The 18,398-nt window shown below is 58.5% G+C and carries 13 protein-coding genes; all 13 read left to right on the forward strand.

Annotated features, from left to right (window positions below; translation table 11 throughout):
* Nucleotides 1–336: 336 nt before the first annotated feature.
* The gene (locus ESB00_RS14415) at nt 337–966 is read left to right on the forward strand and encodes a polysaccharide biosynthesis/export family protein (RefSeq protein ID WP_164976227.1); all 630 of its coding nucleotides are present in this window, start codon (nt 337–339) and stop codon (nt 964–966) included.
* 1,374 nt (nt 967–2,340) lie between these two features.
* Complete coding sequence (locus ESB00_RS14420) at nt 2,341–3,090, forward strand: sugar transferase (protein WP_129048494.1); 750 nt, start codon at nt 2,341–2,343, stop codon at nt 3,088–3,090.
* 156 nt (nt 3,091–3,246) lie between these two features.
* Nucleotides 3,247–4,392 (forward strand): Gfo/Idh/MocA family protein, encoded by a 1,146-nt coding sequence (locus ESB00_RS14425; RefSeq protein ID WP_129048495.1) that lies wholly within the window; start codon nt 3,247–3,249, stop codon nt 4,390–4,392.
* Nucleotides 4,393–4,418: 26 nt separating this feature from the next.
* Complete coding sequence (locus tag ESB00_RS14430; RefSeq protein WP_129048496.1) at nt 4,419–4,904, forward strand: acyltransferase; 486 nt, start codon at nt 4,419–4,421, stop codon at nt 4,902–4,904.
* Nucleotides 4,905–5,309: 405 nt separating this feature from the next.
* Entirely contained in the window at nt 5,310–6,443 is a 1,134-nt protein-coding gene (locus tag ESB00_RS14435; RefSeq protein ID WP_129048497.1) for a DegT/DnrJ/EryC1/StrS family aminotransferase, read from the forward strand.
* 165 nt (nt 6,444–6,608) lie between these two features.
* Nucleotides 6,609–7,550, forward strand: coding sequence for a lipid II:glycine glycyltransferase FemX (locus ESB00_RS14440; RefSeq protein ID WP_129048498.1), 942 nt, complete (start codon nt 6,609–6,611; stop codon nt 7,548–7,550).
* A gap of 578 nt (nt 7,551–8,128) precedes the next feature.
* Nucleotides 8,129–10,360 carry a GumC family protein gene (locus ESB00_RS14445; RefSeq protein WP_129048499.1) on the forward strand — a complete coding sequence of 744 codons (2,232 nt, stop codon included), beginning with the start codon at nt 8,129–8,131 and terminating at the stop codon, nt 10,358–10,360.
* A gap of 240 nt (nt 10,361–10,600) precedes the next feature.
* A complete protein-coding gene (locus ESB00_RS14450) occupies nt 10,601–12,754 on the forward strand; it encodes a glycosyltransferase (RefSeq protein WP_129048500.1) in 2,154 nt (717 codons plus the stop codon).
* A 136-nt stretch (nt 12,755–12,890) separates the two neighbouring features.
* Nucleotides 12,891–13,901, forward strand: a complete 1,011-nt coding sequence (locus ESB00_RS14455) for a polysaccharide deacetylase family protein (protein WP_129048501.1) — start codon at nt 12,891–12,893, stop codon at nt 13,899–13,901.
* Between the two features lie 98 nt (nt 13,902–13,999).
* A complete protein-coding gene (locus tag ESB00_RS14460) occupies nt 14,000–14,875 on the forward strand; it encodes a glycosyltransferase family 2 protein (RefSeq protein WP_129048502.1) in 876 nt (291 codons plus the stop codon).
* 80 nt (nt 14,876–14,955) lie between these two features.
* Nucleotides 14,956–15,912, forward strand: coding sequence for a glycosyltransferase family 2 protein (locus ESB00_RS14465; RefSeq protein ID WP_129048503.1), 957 nt, complete (start codon nt 14,956–14,958; stop codon nt 15,910–15,912).
* 10 nt (nt 15,913–15,922) lie between these two features.
* A complete protein-coding gene (locus ESB00_RS14470; RefSeq protein WP_129048504.1) occupies nt 15,923–17,200 on the forward strand; it encodes a hypothetical protein in 1,278 nt (425 codons plus the stop codon).
* A 3-nt stretch (nt 17,201–17,203) separates the two neighbouring features.
* Complete coding sequence (locus tag ESB00_RS14475; protein WP_129048505.1) at nt 17,204–18,397, forward strand: GNAT family N-acetyltransferase; 1,194 nt, start codon at nt 17,204–17,206, stop codon at nt 18,395–18,397.
* The last annotated feature ends 1 nt before the right edge of the window (nt 18,398 follow it).

Raw genomic sequence — 18,398 nt, forward strand, 5'->3', positions numbered from 1 at the left:
TCCGGTTTCAGGTTTCAGGTTTCAGGTTTCAAGTTTCAGGTTTCCGGCCTCCGATCTCCGGCCTCCAGCCTCCGGTCTCCCTTTTCTTTTGCCTACGTTTTGGACGAATGTTCAAGAACGTCGGACAAACACATGTCCGGCAAGCATGCCGGAACAGTGCTCCCTCCTCCTTTCTCCCGCGCGGAGCCTGCACGCACCCGCGCGCCGCCGGCGAAGCCGGCCTTTACATGCCCCGCCGAACCGGTTTACTTGGCGTTTCTCCCTGCGATCGTCTCATTTACCATGAAAAGCCCCGCTCCTCTTTCCCCCTGCCTGTCGCTTACCTTCCTTCGGTCCTTGGCCGCATTACCGGCCTTGCTGGCGTTGGGCGCTACCTGGTTGCTTACCGGCTGCACCACGACCACCTCTGAAGTCGCCTCGGCCGAACAGGCGGCTCAAGCCCAGATGTCCGCTGATCAGCAATCGGCGGACGCCCTGGCCCTCAAGGAGGGTGACGTGATCAAAGTCAGTTTCCCCGGCGTGCCTTCGATGGATGCCACGCTGCCGGTGCGGGCCGACGGCCGGGTCGCGCTGCCACTGGTGGGAGACCATGCCGTGGCCGGCAAAAGCATCGAGGCCCTTACCAAGGAGCTCCTGGCTCTGTATGAACCGCAGTTGGTTTCCAAGGAGGTCCAGGTCTCGCTGGTTTCCTCCAGCTTTACGCTCTATGTCACGGGCGCCGTGCTGCGTCCCGGCAAGATTGTGGCCGAACGGCGCATTTCCGCCTTCGATGCCATCATGGAAGCTGGCGGTTTCGACAAGGCCCGGGCCAACCTCAAGGCGGTCGTCGTCGTGCGCCAGGAGGAGGGTCAGACCAAGAGCTATACCCTCAATTTGGACCAGGTTTTCACCGGCGGCCAAAGCGTCCCATTCTATCTCAAGCCCTTCGATACGGTTTACGTCCCGACCAAGTTCAACTGGTTCTGACCCGGGCGGCTTTGCCTTTGCCCCGGATTCCACCCGGCGGGTAGTTGAAGCCGGAAGTTTAAGTTGAAGAAAAGCGTTGGAAGTTGGCTTTCGATTTCTGGTATCTGACGTCTGACGTCCGATCTGAGCAGCCCGGAATCCTTGGTCTTTGTCTCCGTGTTGCCTTCTCCCTGTCTCGCCTTTCCGTCGTCGGTCGGACCGTCTACTGACTTTAGTATTACTTGGTCCTTGGTCCCTAGACCGAGGGCGGTGTAAAGATTTCTGCGGTCGCGTGCGGATAGGCAGAGCTGGATTCTTCGCTTCGCTCAGAACGACACGCTTAGGGAGCGCATTTTCATCACGGGCATCCTCAGCGCAGCGAAGCCGCAGTTTTCACCGGTCGAAAACGGCTACAGTTCAACTAAAAATGCCAAAGTCCCGCCTCCAGTCTCCGTCCTCAGGTTTCAGGTTTCCGGCCTCCGATCTCCGGCCTCCAGTCTCCGTCCTCCGGCGCGTCCCGCGCCTCCTTCCCTCCTCCCGGCGCACCGCGCCCCTTCACCCTACTCCCTGTTCCCGGCTCTCAGGCAGCGCCTCCCACCCTTTGGGCTGCGACTTGGGGGCGAGGGACTCGACCGCCATCGGGTAAGCGCTGAATCCAGACTCTCCTTCGATGCCTTCCGGCGCATGGCGCAAAGCCCGGTGCAGAACAATCCCCCCACCTCCGAGGGTAAGAGCAATCGATGCGCAGAGTAAGATCACCCCCTCACAATCGGCGCGGCACGGACGATTTTTAGGATAAAAATTTCACTGAGAGTGCAGGCAACTTTACACAAATGCGTTTTAGATCGGAGTCACCTCAGGATAACAAATGACTCATACTTGCATTAACAGCTCCCTATTCGTCGCATTTTGCCATAAGAATACTTTCTGAGTGAATGCCCTACAAAGCACCTGACATACGGCCATTTAGACTAGGAGAAACAAAGAGGAATCGAGCCTGCCTTATTGCATATTTGTTTCATTATAAATAATCTAGGCACGATTGCTCAGAATATTTCGCATGTGTTAGCGCACCCCTAGTGATTTGTGTTAAATAGGTTACGAACCATAAATGTGAATTAATTTAACTTGCACGACTTTCGTGTTTGATGCCTAAAAATCCTGTGAAGCTTATCCACCCTGCTGCGTATATCTCGGAATCCACGCTACCCTGACCCTCGGGAAATTTCATCCAAGTAGCATTATCGGTGTGATATCCGCGCTAGAAAGTTATAAAATACCCGCTCCCTCATCGGTAAGCTTCCACAACCACACACCCCTCAAGGATTCGAAGTATTTTGGGCCCACTCTCAAATTTAATGCAGTATTTCTGCCCCACGCTTAACCGATTCAATCATGGAATACTACTGCTCCACTAATCACCTTAGAGCCCATGATCGACATGTGCCGCTACCCTTGTGGAAGCGTAGTTTGGATATCCTTTGCTGCTTATTCGCTTTGCCGGTGCTTTTGCTTTGCACGCTCATGATGTCAGTAATCACCCGGATCGTTTCTCCCGGACCTATCCTATTTCGGCAAAAACGCATTGGTCTGAATGGCCAGACCTTCAAGATCTACAAATTCCGAAGCATGCGGGTGAATGCCGAAACGACCAACCATCAGAATCATTTTAAGGAATTGGTCAGCACAAGTGCTCCCATGGTCAAACTTGATGCTAAAGGCGACTCTCGCCTGCTGCCGGGCGCGTGGCTTTTACGCGCTTCGGGCTTGGACGAATTGCCGCAGATCATCAATGTGCTAAAAGGGGAAATGAGTTTGGTCGGTCCACGTCCGTGCCTGCCCTCTGAAGCCGATCTATATCAACCATGGCAGAGGCAGCGATTCAATGCTTTGCCCGGCCTTACGGGCCTCTGGCAGGTTTCGGGAAAAAACCGGACAACCTTTGATGAAATGATCCGCCTGGACATCCGCTACTCCCAAAATATGTCGCTGTGGCTCGACCTCAAAATTATTGTCCTGACCATTCCAGCTTTGCTGATTCAGCTTTATGACACACGGGTTGGCCGTCGGTCGGCAGCGGTCAGCCTCCATACTGCAGCTCCATTTTCGATGTCACAAAATCGAGCTTCCGCGAACATCCCTTGAATCTGGATGTTGCATTTTGGTGAGTCTCAAGTTGGGAATGGCTGCCGTTGGGTGAAGTTCAGTCAGTCTGCCATGCAAGCAGGCTGAGCCGAACCTGAATGCGCCCGAACCCCTTGTTAATATTCTGTTTCCGCTGATATCTAAATCACCTAAACCATGAGCAAAGTGCTGAACGTTGGCGTCGTCGGTTGCGGCTACTGGGGGCCAAACCTGATCCGGAATTTTCGATCCCTCCCTGATTGCCGGATGCGGACCATCTGCGATGCCAGCGAAGCAAGACTCCGGCACCTCAAGACGCTGTATCCGGAGGTGGAAGCCGAGACCAAGTTCGAAAACCTCCTAAACGATACGACGCTTGATGCCATCGTGATTGCGACGCCAGTCCGTCACCATTTCCCCATGGCCAAGTCGAGCTTGCTGGCTGGCAAGCACACCTTCATTGAGAAACCCCTCGCCGCCTCCGTCGCCCAGTGTGAGGAGCTTGTTGACCTCGCCAAGAAACAGGGGCTGATCCTGATGGTGGGCCACACCTTCCTTTACTCACCGGCCGTGCGCAAAATGAAGGAGATTGTCGACAAGGGAGACATCGGCGAAATTCGATACATCTCGGCCCGCCGCCTGAACTTGGGCCTCTTCCAGAAGGATATCAATGTGGCCTGGGATCTCGCCCCGCACGACATCTCAATCATCCTGCACATCATGAACGAGACGCCTTTGCGCGTGAATTGCCAGGGCACAGCTCACGTGACTCCGGGCATCGAAGATGTCACATCGATGAGCCTCTCCTTCACCCGGGAAAAGTCCGCCATCATCCAAAGCAGCTGGCTCGACCCGAAGAAAATCCGTGAGATGACCATTGTCGGCAGTGAACGCATGATCGTTTACGATGACGTGGCGCCCCAGGAGAAGATCAAGATCTTCGACGTGCGTGTCGAACGTCCACCCCACTACGATACCTTCGCAGAGTTCCATTACGCCTATCACTACGGCGACATGTATAGCCCCTACATCAAGCAGGACGAACCCCTGAAAACGGAGTGCCAGCACTTCCTTGATTGCATCAGATCCGGCAACACTCCCATCACGGATGGACGACGCGGCCTTGAGATCGTTCGCATCCTCGAGGCCTCATCGCAGTCGCTCAAACTTCATGGCGCACCGATCGAGTTGCCCAGTGCGGCCAAATCATCCGCTGGTTCCTCCTCCAGCCGCTCTCCGGTGACTGACAGCAGCGGTTCCCGTTCGCCCCTAGCCGTCGGTGCTATCAAGCCAATCGGCGACAGTGCGAACAAGGCAGGCTGAAAATCGCCAGGTCCACCTGCTTTCCCATGTCGCCTCCCTCCCAGCCCAACCAGCAGATTGCCGCCAGCGTCAAGCTTGGCCAGGGCGTCAAGATCTTCGGTTTCGTCAACCTCTATGGTTGTGAGATCGGGGACGAATCCAAGATCGGCACCTTCGTGGAAATCCAGAAGGGCGCCAGGATCGGAAGACGCTGCAAGATCTCCAGCCACACCTTTATCTGCGAAGGCGTGACCATCGAGGACGAGGTTTTTGTCGGCCACAGTGTGACCTTCACCAACGACATGTTCCCTCGCGCAGCCAACGCCGACGGCAGTCTCCAGACGGAGGCCGACTGGAAATGCCTGCCCACCGTGGTCAAGCGCGGCGCCTCCATCGGCTCCGGCGCTACGCTGCTGTGTGGAATCACGATCGGCGAGGGTGCAGTCGTCGGAGCCGGTGCGGTTGTGACCAAGAATGTCGCGCCGAAGACCATCGTGGCCGGCAACCCCGCCAAGGTCCTCCGCTCGCTCTGAGCGCACCACACCCGTGTGACCCGAGTTGAAAATTTCTGGTCCCTGTTCGCTAGACGCTCCACCTTTTTCCCACCGTCCTCCAGCCTCCCATCTCCTTACTCCCACCGTTTACCGTCCATTGTAGCCCCGCCTCCGGTCTCCCTTCTCTGCCCTGCCTCCTCCCTTCTCCTTTCTCCTTTCTCCTGTCTCCTGTCTCCTGCGCGCCACGCTCGCCCTCCTCAGGTTTCCGTTCTCCACCCCTCCGTCCTCCGCCCTTGTTACTTGATACTTGTTTCTTGTCACTTACCTCCCGTCCTCCGTTCTCCCTAGTTCCTAGTCGCTAGTCACTAATCGCTAGACCCTAGAACCTAGTCCCTAGTCCCTGGTCCCGAGTCCTTCCTCCCTTCTCCTTTCTCCTCATCCGCAATGTCCCAGTCCAAAATCCCGTTTCTCGACCTGAAAGCCCACCACGATCCGATACGCCAGGAAGTCATGGCGGCGATGAACGAGGTTATTGACGCAAACGCCTTCGCCGGCGGTCCCTTCGTCGCTCGCTTTGAGGAGGCCTACGCCAAGTTCTGCGACGCCAAGTTCTGCATCGGCGTTGGCAATGGCACGGACTCGCTCTGGTTCTCACTCCTTGCCCTGGGCGTCGGTCCCGGCGATGAGGTCATCACCGTGCCCATGACCTTCATGGCCACCGCCGAGGCGATCACCTATGCCGGCGCCAAGCCCGTCTTCGTGGATATTGATCCGCAGACCTACACGATCGATCCCACCCAGATCGAGGCCGCCATCACTCCCCGCACCAAGGCCATCATGCCGGTGCATCTCTTTGGGCAGTGCGCCGACATGGACCCTATCATGGCAATTGCGAAGAAGCACAATCTCTTCGTGGTGGAGGATGCCGCCCAGGCTCAGGGCACCACCTATCGCGGCCGCAAGGCTGGCACCATTGGCCACGCCGCCTCTTTCAGTTTCTATCCCGGCAAGAACCTTGGCGCCTGGGGCGAAGCAGGAGCCGTCACCACCAACGACGCCGCTCTTCGCGAAAAGGTGGCCATGTTCCGCGAGCACGGCCAAAAGAAGAAATATTACCACGATGTCGTGGGCTGGAACGGCCGCATGGACGGTCTTCAGGCCGCGGTCCTTAGCGTGAAGCTCAAGTATCTTGAACAGGCCAACAATCAGCGCCGGCGGGCTGCCGCCCTTTACAATCAACTGCTCGCGGGGACCCCGGGGGTCACCCTGCCGAGCGAGGCGGCATACGGCCAGTCCATCTACCACATCTACGCCGTGCGTGCTGCCCATCGCGATCGCCTGATCCAACTGCTCGGCGAACGTGGCGTCGCCACCGGCATTCACTATCCGGTCCCGGTCCATCTGCAGCAGGCTTACGCCAATCTTGGCTACCGCCGTGGCAACTTTCCTGTCAGCGAAGCCTGCGCCGACAGCTTCCTGTCCCTGCCCATGTTTCCCGAGCTGACGAACCAGCAGATCGAAATCGTGGTCCGGGAGTTCAAGGACTGCCTGCGCCTTGTCGCTGGCGGGGCTGCCTGATCGCGGCCAGCCTGCTTGTGCAATGTGATACCGGTCTCGAGCACCTCTCCTGCTCCGGGCACGCCCGGTATCAACCAGCTGGATCCCCGGAAGCATGCCGCGTGGGACGATAACGTGCGCACCTTGGAAGGTGCGACATTCTTCCACTCGGCGGCCTGGGCCCGAGTGCTGCAGGAGGCCTACGGCTACCAGCCGCACTACCTCACTAAGAGCGATGCGACGGGAAAATTGACCGCCCTCCTGCCCCTGATGGAGGTATCCAGCTGGCTGACGGGAAAACGCGGCGTTGGCCTCCCTTTCACCGACCTAGTGGAGCCACTTTGCTCCGATCCCGCAAACTTCCGCGAGCTGATCGACGCAGCCCTGGCCTTGGGCCGCGCGCGCGGATGGAAATACCTCGAGTGCCGGGGCGGAAAATCTTGGCAGCCCGAAGCTCCGGCCTCGACCAGTTTCCTGCGCCATACACTGACCTTGAACGTCGGCGAAGCCACCCTGCTGGCTGGGTTTGACGATTCTGTGCGTCGCGCCATGCGCAAGGCCGAGCGCAGCGGCGTGAAAGTGGAGTTCTCCCGCTCCCCTGAGGCGATGAATGCCTTTTATGGGCTCATGTGCCAGACCCGCCGCCGTCATGGCGTGCCGCCCCAGCCCTATCGCTTTTTCACGAACATCCAGCGTTATATCTTGGCTGAGCGGGAGCAGGGCTGGATCGTGCTCGGCCGGGATGCGAGCGGACTGCCCGTAGCCGGCGCGATCTTCCTGCATTTCAACCGGCGGGCCATCTACAAATTCGGCGCCTCCGATGAGAACCGACAGGAGCTGCGAGCCAACAATCTGGTTTTCTGGCGGAGCATCCAGCATTATGCCAACGCAGGCTTTCTCGAAATGGATTTCGGCCGCACCTCCCTCGGCAACGAAGGACTGCGAAAATTCAAACTTGGTTGGGGCACGCGGGAAGAGTCGGTCGAATACACCCGGTTTGATTTTCGGACATCTGGCCATGTTACGGCCAAGGATGAAGCCCAGGGCTGGCATAACCAAATTTTCCGAAACCTGCCCCTGCCTCTGTCGCGCCTGGCCGGCCGCTTCCTTTACCGCCACATTGCCTAGGCGCGGCAAGCCGCGCCGTAGGCGGGAGGAGGAATCACGGAGAAAGGAGCATGGAAGACGGAATCCTTTGTCCCTTGTCTCTGGTCCTTGGTCCTTTGTTCCGCCCTCCGTCCACTGTCCACCGTCCGACCCGTTGTCCGTAGTCAGTGGTCAGTAGTCCGATCTCCGAACTCCGATCTCCTGTCTCCGTCCTCCCTCCTCCCTTCTCCTTTCTCCTGCGCACCACGCGCGCCCGCCTCCGGTTTCCGATTTCAGGTTTCAGCTTTCAAGTTTCAGTCCTCCGCCCTTGTTACTTGATACTTGTTCCTTGTTACTTCGCTTCACACTTCTGCCTTAGTCCATGGTCCCTCGTCCCCGGTCCTTTGTTCCGCCCTCCGCCCTACCCTCCTCCGGTCTCCGGTCTCCCTAGTCCGTAGTGACTAGTCACTTGATGCTAGTCGCTAGTCCCTGGTCCTTGGTCCTTCCTCCCTGCTCCCTTCTCCCGGCGCGCCCCGCCGCGCCTCCGATTCCCATGGACGACCCCTCGTTTGGCCCCTTAACTTTCCCCATCTCTTTCCCGCGACATCCGGATTCCACGAATGGCCACTCCCACCACCAATCCCACCGCCACATTCAAGATCAGCGACCTCTACTACGTCCTGTTCCGTCACAAGTGGAAGATCATCATCTGCACCATGCTCGGCTTGGGAGCAGCCGCCGCGGTTTATAAGCTCAAACCGCCCCCCTACCAATCACGCGCCAATCTCTTGATCCGCTTCGTTATCAGCGAGGGGCGCTCGATGGATCCCGGGGCCAACGACACGATCACCATGTCCCCGGATGGCCGCGGCGCCACGGTCCTGAATTCCGAGCTCCAGATCTTTACCAGCCGGGATCTGGCCGAGACCGTCGCCCGCAATGTCGGTCCGGATAAAGTGCTAACTGGCATCAGTGATTCCAAATCTCTCGCTGAAGCCACAAGCGTTGTTCGCGCTGGATTATTTGCGGAGACTCCTCGCAACAGCAGCACGATTGAGGCCTACGTCACTCACCCCAATGCCGAAATGGCGCAGGCCATCATGCGGGAGTACGTCAACGCTTACCTCAAACGTCACCAGGAAATCCACCGCGCCGCCGGCATGGTCGGCGAATTTCTGGCCCAGGAGACCGACCAGTTGCGGGCCCGGCTTACGCAGACTGAGGAACAGCTCCGGGCGGTGAATGCCAAGGCCGGGGTCGTTTCCCTGGAGGCCTCGAAGCAGGCCTATGCCGACCAGATGAACCGCATTCGCGACGCCATTTTCACCGCCCAGGCGGAACTCGCTGGCCGGATCTCCGTGTATGAGCAGATGACAAAACTCCTCCAGCCCGCCGCCGCGGAGGCCACCGCGACCGAGCCGGCCCCTGTGCCGCCCGCACAGATTGAGGCCTATCAGCGCGTCCTGGCCCAGATCAGCCAGTTGCGGGGCCGGGAGGCCGAGCTGTTGAACTATTTTAAGGAGGGCTCCGCGCGCATTCAGGAAGTGCGGGCCCAGGTGGCCGAGGCCGAGGCTTCACGCCAGCAGCTGATTGCCGCCCACCCCGGGCTCGCGCGCGTGAACACCGCCGTGGTGGTGGCGGCGGGCAACCGCCCCGGCGGCTACGATCCCGTGACGGAAGGCGCCCAGATCACCGCTCTGCAAGCGAGACTCAAAGCCCTCAACGCGCAGATGGAGCAGGTTCGAGCCGAGGCGGCCAACCTCGACCAACTGGAAGTATCCATCCTCGAACTGCGTCGCCGCAAGGAACTCGAGGAAACCAATTACCGCCGCTATGCCGCGAGCCTGGAGCAACAGCGCATCAAGGAAGCCATGGGCGACGGCAAGGTTTCGAATATCAGCATCGTGCAGTCCGCCACCCCGGCGGCGCAAGACTGGATGCCACTGCGCAAGCTCACCGCCGGCATCGCCGCCGCTGGTTTGATTCTGGGTCTGGCTTGGGCCTTCCTCATCGAGATGTTCCTCGATCACTCCATCCGGCGCCCGGGCGAGGTGGAACGCACCCTGCGCGCCCCCCTCTTCATCGCCATTCCCCGGCTCAAGACCGCCCTTGCCGCAGGTAAAAGCCGGCGAAAACTGTTGCCGGCTGCGGGCAGCAAGCCGGTGGGCGACGCCGACCAAAACGCCGCCGGGTCGGGGAATGGGATGTCTTTGGCCACAACCGAGCTGGAACCCTTCCATCAAACCCTGCGCGACCGCTTGATCAGCTACTTCGAGAGCATCAACCTCCGGCACAAACCCAAGCTGATCGCCGTGACTGGACTGGGGCGCAGCTCGGGCGTCACCACCACCGCCTCCGGCTTGGCCCGTTCCTTGTCCGAGACCGGCGAGGGCAACGTCCTCCTCGTGGACATGACCCAGGGCCAGGGCTCCGCCCAGCACTTCCAGCGCGGCACCCAGATCGGCTTGGACCAGCTGCTCGACACCCGCAACTCGGCATTTGTCCGCGACAACCTCTACGTCGTCAGCGAAAGTTCCGGCGGCGAGCGTCTCGCCAAGGGCCTCCCCCAGCGTTTCAACCAGCTCGTGCCGAAGCTCAAGGCCAGCGACTTCGACTACATCATTTTCGACATGCCGCCGGTGAACCAGATCAGTATCACCCCCCGCCTCGCCCAGTTCATGGATATGACCCTCCTCGTGGTAGAATCCGAAAAAACCGACCGCCATGTCGCGGAACGCGCCGCGGAGCTTCTGACCCAAGCCAAGACCAATGTCGGCGTCGTGCTCAACAAAAACAATCCCTACGTTCCCGCCCGACTGCAACAGGACAGCAATTTTTTCCTGGGCGCATGATGCGAGCTCCACGCGGCGGCTCATTCGCGGCATCTCCACGCATACAGGGAGCCGCCGGTAGCGATGTTCTCGCTGGCGCTGGAACCATGGGCGGGATCATCCTACTGGCCATTCCCCAACACCAGACTGGTATGATCCTAGGCCGCCTCGTTCACCCGCCGAGAAAACGCTTCACCGCCGCTGCCCGCAGCTGACAAACATCGCCAACGGAAACCTCTCACCCAGTCCGAATTCTGACCGATGCTGCATCGCCGACTCTACTACCTCCTGAAGCCTTTTCTTCCCTGGAGCCTGCGCATGGGCTTTCGCCGGATTCTCGCGCGGCGCCTGCGCCGCATCCATTCCGCGGTCTGGCCGATCCAGGCCAACGCCGCCACCAAACCGACCGGCTGGCCCGGCTGGCCCGAAAACAGTCAGTTTGCCTTCGTGATCACCCACGATGTGGAAGGCCCCGAAGGGCTCGCGAAATGCCGGCAGCTCGCGGAGCTTGAGATGGAGATGGGTGTTCGCTCCTGTTTCAACTTCATCCCGGAGGGGCCGTATGCCGTGCCGCCGGAATTGCGCGCCTGGCTGGTTGGGAACGGCTTCGAAGTCGGGGTCCATGACCTCCGGCACGACGGTCACCTGTATGATTCGCGCCGCGGGTTCGAGGAGCAGGCCGTCCGGATCAACCATCACCTGCAGGACTGGGGGGCCTCGGGGTTTCGCGCCGGGTTCATGCTGCGAAACCTCGAGTGGTTGCACGACCTCAAGATCGAATACGACTCCTCCACCTTCGACACGGATCCCTTCGAACCCCAGTCTTCGGGCGCCGGCACCATTTTCCCGTTTTGGGTCTCAGCTCCGCCGCCGCGCACCGTGTCCGCCAACGGGAGATACCTCACGCCGCCACCAAATACCTCGGGCTACATCGAGCTGCCCTACACCCTCCCGCAGGACTCGACCCTGTTCCTGCTGCTTCGTGAAACCTCGCCCGAGATCTGGTTGCGCAAGCTGGACTGGGTTGCCGGCCACGGGGGCATGGCACTCGTCAATGTCCATCCCGACTATGTCCGTTTCGACGGTGAGGCCGCGAGCCCGCGCACCTTTCCGGTGTCCTATTACCGCGAACTGCTCGCGCATGTCCGCCGCCAGCACACCGGCAGATACTGGCAGGCCCTGCCCGGCCAGGTGTCGCGCTTCGCCCGCGGCCTGAGCCCGCTCCCCGCCCTGCCGCGCCCGCGCAGGATCTGCATGATCAGCCATTCGTTCTACGAAAGCGACAACCGCGTGACCCGCTATGCGGAGGCCCTCGCGGCTCGCGGCGACCATGTTGACATTCTCGCCCTCCGCCGGTCCGCCGATCTGCCCCGCCAGGAAACGATTCAAAATGTGTGCGTGCATCGCCTGCAGGACCGCTTTGGCAAAAACGAGCAGTCGAAGCTGTCCTACCTGTGGCCGCTGCTGCGCTTCCTCCTCGCCTCCTTCTGGTGGCTGACGCGCAGCCACGCCCGCCGGCGCTACGACCTGATCCACGTCCACAACATCCCCGACTTCCTGATCTTCGCGGCCTTGTATCCGAAGATGACCGGCACGCCCGTCATCCTCGACATCCACGACATCGTGCCGGAATTTTTCACCAGCAAGTTCGGCCAGCGCGCGTCCGGGGTTTCCTTCACCTTGCTCAAGCTGATGGAGCGCTGCTCCGCCGCCCTGGCAAACCATGTGATCATCGCCAATCATCTTTGGCTCGACACCTACACCGGGCGCACCGGCACCCGGGATCGCAGCACCGCGTTCATCAACTACGTTGATTCCCAGGTTTTCGTTCCCGCTCCCGCCCCGCGCGACGACGGGAAAAAAGTGGTGATTTTCCCGGGCGGACTGCAATGGCACCAGGGCCTGGACATTGCCATCCGTGCGTTTCCGGCGGTGCGCGCGGCCGTGCCCGGGGCGGAATTCCACATCTACGGCGACGGCAACGCCAAGGAATCCCTCGTCGCCCTGACCCGCGATCTCGGCCTCGACGGTTGCGTCCGCTTTTTCGAACCGACCAATGTCCGCAAGGTCGCCGCCATCATGGCCCGGGCGGACCTCGGCGTCGTGCCGAAGCGCGCCGACTCCTTTGGCAACGAGGCCTACAGCACCAAGATCATGGAATTCATGTCGGTCGGCGTTCCCGCCGTGGTGTCCAGCACCAAGATTGACCGGTATTACTTCGACGACACGGTGGTGCGCTTCTTCCCCTCCGGCAATGTCGAGGCCCTCGTCGCGGCCCTGATCAGCCTGTTGAGCGATGCGGAGCTGCACCGGCGGCAGGCGGCCGCCGGACTGGAGTATGCCCGGCTGAACTGTTGGGAAACCCGCAAGCATGACTATCTCGGCCTGGTTGATCGCCTGAGTCCCTTCTGCTGAAAGACGGCCCCGGCCCATGCGAAACAGCAATCCAGTCCGCCATGCCCGACCGCTCCTCCCTGCTCCGGCGCCGGCGCCCGTTGCCGAATCGGACCTCCGGCTTCCGAAACCCCGCCTCCCCCGGTTCTGATTTCCCGTGCGCCTCGACCGCCTGATCTCCCTCGGCCTCGTCGATCCGGTTCTCCGGCTGAAGGGCGCACCCGCCCCAGCAACCGCAGGCCGCGCCGCGGTCAGCCGCCTGCCCGTCCTCATGTATCACCGGATTGCCGATGATCCTGAGCCGGGCATCTCGCCTTATTACCGCGTGTGCGCTTCGCCGCGGCGCTTTGCCGAGCAGATGCAATGGCTGGCCGACTTGGGCTATCGGGGCGTGACGCTCAGCGAGGGGTTGCAAGCACTGAAGACACAGGGCGAAGGGGACAAGGTGCAGGGTATGAAAGAGGAAGTAAGATTCGCGAACGGTGCCGGCACCCAGTCTCCGGCCTCCGGTCTCCAGCCTCCAGCCTCAGGCGCCCCTTCTCCTTTCTCCGCTGCCCTTTCTCCCCCAACTTCTCAAAAGTTGGTCGCCATTACCTTCGACGACGGTTTCCGCGATTTTCACACGGCCGCCTATCCCGTCCTCGCGCGCCACGGGTTCACGGCGACCATGTATCTGCCCACGGCCTATGTCGGTGAGACCCGGCTGAGTTTCAAGTCCCACGAGTGCCTGACCTGGCCCGAGGTGCGGGAACTGCGGCGGGCCGGCATCGAATTCGGGTCGCACACGGTCAGCCACCCGATTCTCGTTCGCCTGGGCTGGCCCGAGATCGGACGCGAACTGCACGACTCCCGGCAAATGATCGAACAGCATCTCGGCGCCAGCGTCACCAGCTTTGCCTACCCCTACGCGTTTCCCTCGGCCGACCGGGACTTCACCGCCCGCCTGCGCGAAATGATCGGAGAGGCCGGTTACGCCACCTGCGCCACCACCGAAATCGGCACGGTGACCGCGGGCGACGATCCGCTGCAGCTGCGCCGGCTGCCGGCCAACGGCTGCGACGACTTCCCGCTGCTCCGGGCCAAGGTCTCCGGCGCCTACGACTGGCTTCATTCTGTCCAGAGCGTCTTCAAGCGGCTCAAACCCCGTCCGGCGCGCCCCGCCGCCTAATGGTGGATTGCATCCCATGCGACACGGCATTTTGAATGCGTCCCGCCCGGGCCTTCCTCCGGATCGCGCGCCCATCTCCTGACCATCGCACCCGCCCCATGAACGGACACCCGCAATACATCGTGATCACCCCCGTGAGGAACGAGGAGGGAAATTTCCCGCACACCATCGTCTCGTTCGAGCGGCAGACAGTCCGTCCCGCCCTCTGGGTGATCGTGGACGACGGTTCGACGGATCGCACCGCAGCGATTATCGACGAGGCGGTCGCACGCCACGACTGGATCAAGGTGGTGCACCGCCCGGACCGGGGCTTCCGGCAGCCCGGCACGGGCGTGGTGCAGGCGTTCAACGACGGTTTCGCCCTGGTGGGGGCACGGGCTTGGGACTATCTGGTTAAGTTCGACGGCGACCTTGCCTTCGAACCGGATTATTTCGCCAGCTGCTTCGCCCATTTCGACCGGGACAGCCGCCTCGGCATCGGCGGCGGCCTCATCTGCCAGAACACCCCGGCGGGGCTGGTCGGCGAGACCCTGGGCGATCCGGCCTTCCATGTGCGCGGCGCCACCAAGATCTACCGGCGGGCCTGCTGGGAGCAGATCGGCGGCCTGCACATGGCCCCGGGTTGGGACACCCTCGATGAATTGAAGGCCAACCAGCAGGGCTGGGTCACCCGGACCTTCCCCGAATTGAAGATTCACCAGCTCAAGGACACCGGCTCGGCCGACGGCCGCTGGCGCAACCTGGTGAAGAACGGCCTGGCCAACCACATCACCGGCTACCACCCGCTCTTCATGCTGGCCAAATGCGCCAAGCGCACCTTCGCCCCGCCCTACTTGGTGGCCTCCGCCGGGCTGGGCTGGGGCTACTTCAAAGGCTGGCTGCAACGCGTGCCCCGCGTGCCCGATCCTGATCTGATCCGCTACGTCCGGGGCCAGCAATTGCGCAAGCTGAGCGGCCGGAGCAGCATCTGGTAATCCACCTCCGCGCCCCCATGTGCCCCCTGTCCCGGATACCATGTCCTCAAACTGCCGGCACCAGGCCGGATTGAGCATCCATGTCGTCACCCGACGTATCCATCATCATCGTCAACTGGAACTCCAAGGACTACCTGCGCGCCTGCCTGCAATCCTTGGGCCGACACCACCCGCCCGGGCTGAAGCTTGAGATCATCGTGGTGGACGGCGCCTCCTTCGATGGCTGCGACCGTATGCTGGCGGCCGAATTTCCCGAAGTGCGGTTCATCCAAAGCCGGGAAAACATCGGCTTTGCCCGGGCCAACAACCTCGGTGCCCGCCACGCCGGCGGACGCAACCTCCTGCTCCTGAATCCCGACACGGAATTCATCGAGGATTCTCTCTCCCTCCTGGGGGCCCGGCTCGAATCCCTGCCCAAAGCCGGTGCGGTCGGGTGCCGTCTGCTGAACACGGACCGCTCGCTGCAGACCACCAGCATCCTGAATTTCCCGACGATATTGAACCGCGTGCTGGATTCCGAATACCTGCGCCGGAGGTATCCGGATTCCTCGCTCTGGGGCAACGCCGCGCTCTTTCGCCAGGGCACAACCCCGGTGGCAGTCGAGGCCCTGTCCGGTGCCTGCATCCTGATCCGGAAGGACTGCTTCGATCTGATCGGCGGGTTCACGGAATCCTACTTCATGTATGGCGAGGATGTGGACCTGGGCTACAAGCTCAGGAAGGCCGGCTGGCTGGCCTATTACATTCCGGAGGCGCAGCTGGTCCATCATGGTGGCGGCAGTTCGCGCCAGACCGTCAGCAATTTTTCCACGGTCATGATGCGCGTGTCGTGCCATCATTTCATGCGGCTCCACCGGGGCCTGGCTGCCGCCACGGCCTACCGAATCGCCATGGGAGGCTCCGCCCTGCTCCGGCTTCTGCTGATCATTCCCTTGCTGCCTTTTGGCAACCAGTTTGTGCGCCACGGCCGGGCCTCGCTCGGCAAGTGGCTTGCCGTTCTGCGCTGGTCGGTGGGAGGTAAACCGGGCAGGACCTGACCCGCGCAGCATGAATCTCCTCGGGTTCCTCATTCTGACGGTCGTGCTTTACCTGGTGCTCTCCGGCTCCCGCAGCCGTGCAGCCATAGGCATGGTAGCCGGAATTCTCTACTTAACTCAAAATCAGCAATTCAATGTTGCTGGGTTCAATATCTTCACCTTCCGGATCGTAGAGTTGGCTGGTTTCCTGAGGGTGGTTACTCGCCGCGAATTTGCCTTCTCTTACTTAACTCGTATCGACAAGGCGCTGATCATTTTCATAATATATACCGTTGTTGTCTTTATTGTGCGAGGCGGCGATGGCATCGCATACCGTATTGGCTGGGGAACAGATGCATTTCTATGCTACTTTTCTTTTAGAGGATTGATTCAAAATCGCGATGACATCTATCAATTACTAAAATCAACAGCTCTGCTGATTATTCCATTCGCGATTTTATCGCTGATAGAAAGCATTTATAAATTCAATATTTTCTCGTTAATCGGAGCACGATCCGGCGGATCTGACATGATTCGGGGCGATAGACTAAGGGCTATCGGGAGCTTTCGGCATCCAAGTCTGATGGGGACATTTGGTGCATGTATGTTGCCAACCTATATCGCTTTTATTCGCAACCAGAGTATTCGGAACAGTGGAATCCTAGGCACTATAGCTTGCTTGATGATTGTATACGCATCCAATTCTGGTGGTCCATTGAGTTGTGTAGGAGTTGCGTTTGTAGGCTGGATATTCTGGATATTGAGATCCCAACTTCGTGCGGTTAAGATTATCGCCTTTTTGCTGCTGGTAATCGTCGGCTCCCTGATGAAGGCTCCTATCTGGTATATTCCCGCAAAAATCAGTTCGATAAGCGGTGGTGATGGTTGGCATCGATCCCATTTAATGGAGCAGGCGTTTAAGCATATAGAAAGTTGGTGGCTTGCCGGAATGCCTACAGTAGAGACTCAGACTTGGTTTGCGTATTACATACACGCTACAGGAAGTGCCGACATAACAAATCAATATATATCATACGGTATTGCGGCCGGACTTGGATCGATGATTCTATTCTTTCTCTTACTAATTAAGTCATTCAATTCACTCGGTACTGCGCTAAATAAATTTCCGGAAAGCGATAATATGCCAATACATGATCAACATTTAGGTTGGGCACTTGGTGTCACAATTGTTGTGCACATGTTCAATTGGATAGGGATATCATACTTCGACCAAACGTATGGAGTTTGGTATATGCAATTAGCATTGATTTCGGCATTTCAATTGCCTGCCACTGCCAGGCCCAATTAATCCATGAAAAATCCTTCAGGCATTGATATACAGATAATTACAACAATTAAGGAATTAGAATCTATAAAGTTGTTCTGGCTAAGAAACCAATGGCACCCAAATGCCGATTTCGACTTCTATAATTTAATTATTAGAAGCAGACGAGAAATTATCAGCCCTTGTATTTTTGTTATTAGGAAGAACGAGGAAATCATTTCGCTGATTGTGGGCCGAATCGAGAATTCAATTAGGAAGATCTCATTAGGATATCTCAAGATTGGGTCAGTCAAATTGAAGCAACTGGTTCTAATAGATGGCGGCGCACTGGGTGAATTGACTAAAGATGCTTGGGCCGGACTTTTCCCGATAATCGATGATTTCATTCTCAACCGGAGTCTAGATTGTGCACAGTTTTCTCAAATTAGGGCAGATTCCATTGTTATTGAGCAGGGTAAATTGGCAATCGGCGGTGTCCGATATGGCATGCTCAATAAATTGAGCAAACATTGGCAGTTAAAACTACCTATTTCAGCAGAAGAGTTTCTTAAATCTCGAAGTCGAAAACATCGTCATTGGATTAAACGTCTTTCAACAATACTAGACAGGGATTTCCCATCCCTATGGGAAATAAAAACATTCCAATCATACGAAAGTGCAGATGAATTTTGCTCGGAAGCCGAGAAGGTTGCATCTACGACTTATCACCGTAAATTAGGTGCGGGGTTTCGTGGATCTCAAGAGACACTCCAGCGGCTGAAAGTTGAGGCGGCTCGCGGTGGTCTACGAGGTTACATATTATATATTGAAGGGAAACCATGCGCGTTTTGGCATTGTCATCAATATGGCGATATTCTCCACATGGCTTCAACTGGTTACATTGATAAATATCGAAAATACGAACTTGGCACCGTGCTACTTGTTCGGGTTTTTTCTGATCACTGCGGACAAAAATCAGTGACTGTAGATTTCGGGTTGGGCGAGGCATCATACAAAGAACGCTTCGGAAACGAATTCTACGAAGTAACTAATATGATACTGTATGCACGAAATCTGCGAGGATCCTTAATCTGCATGATTTTTACCGTGCATAAATTCATTAACGCCGTAGCACGAACACTAATCCAGGCAACTGGTAGTATGGATCGCTTGCGAACGTTGTTTCGTCGCAAGCTTATCAATTCAAATCCTAATTCAGAATCCAAAGAGCCAAATTCATAGA

It is taken from the genome of Oleiharenicola lentus, from assembly GCF_004118375.1.
GTDB classification, from domain to species: Bacteria; Verrucomicrobiota; Verrucomicrobiia; order Opitutales; family Opitutaceae; genus Lacunisphaera; species Lacunisphaera lenta.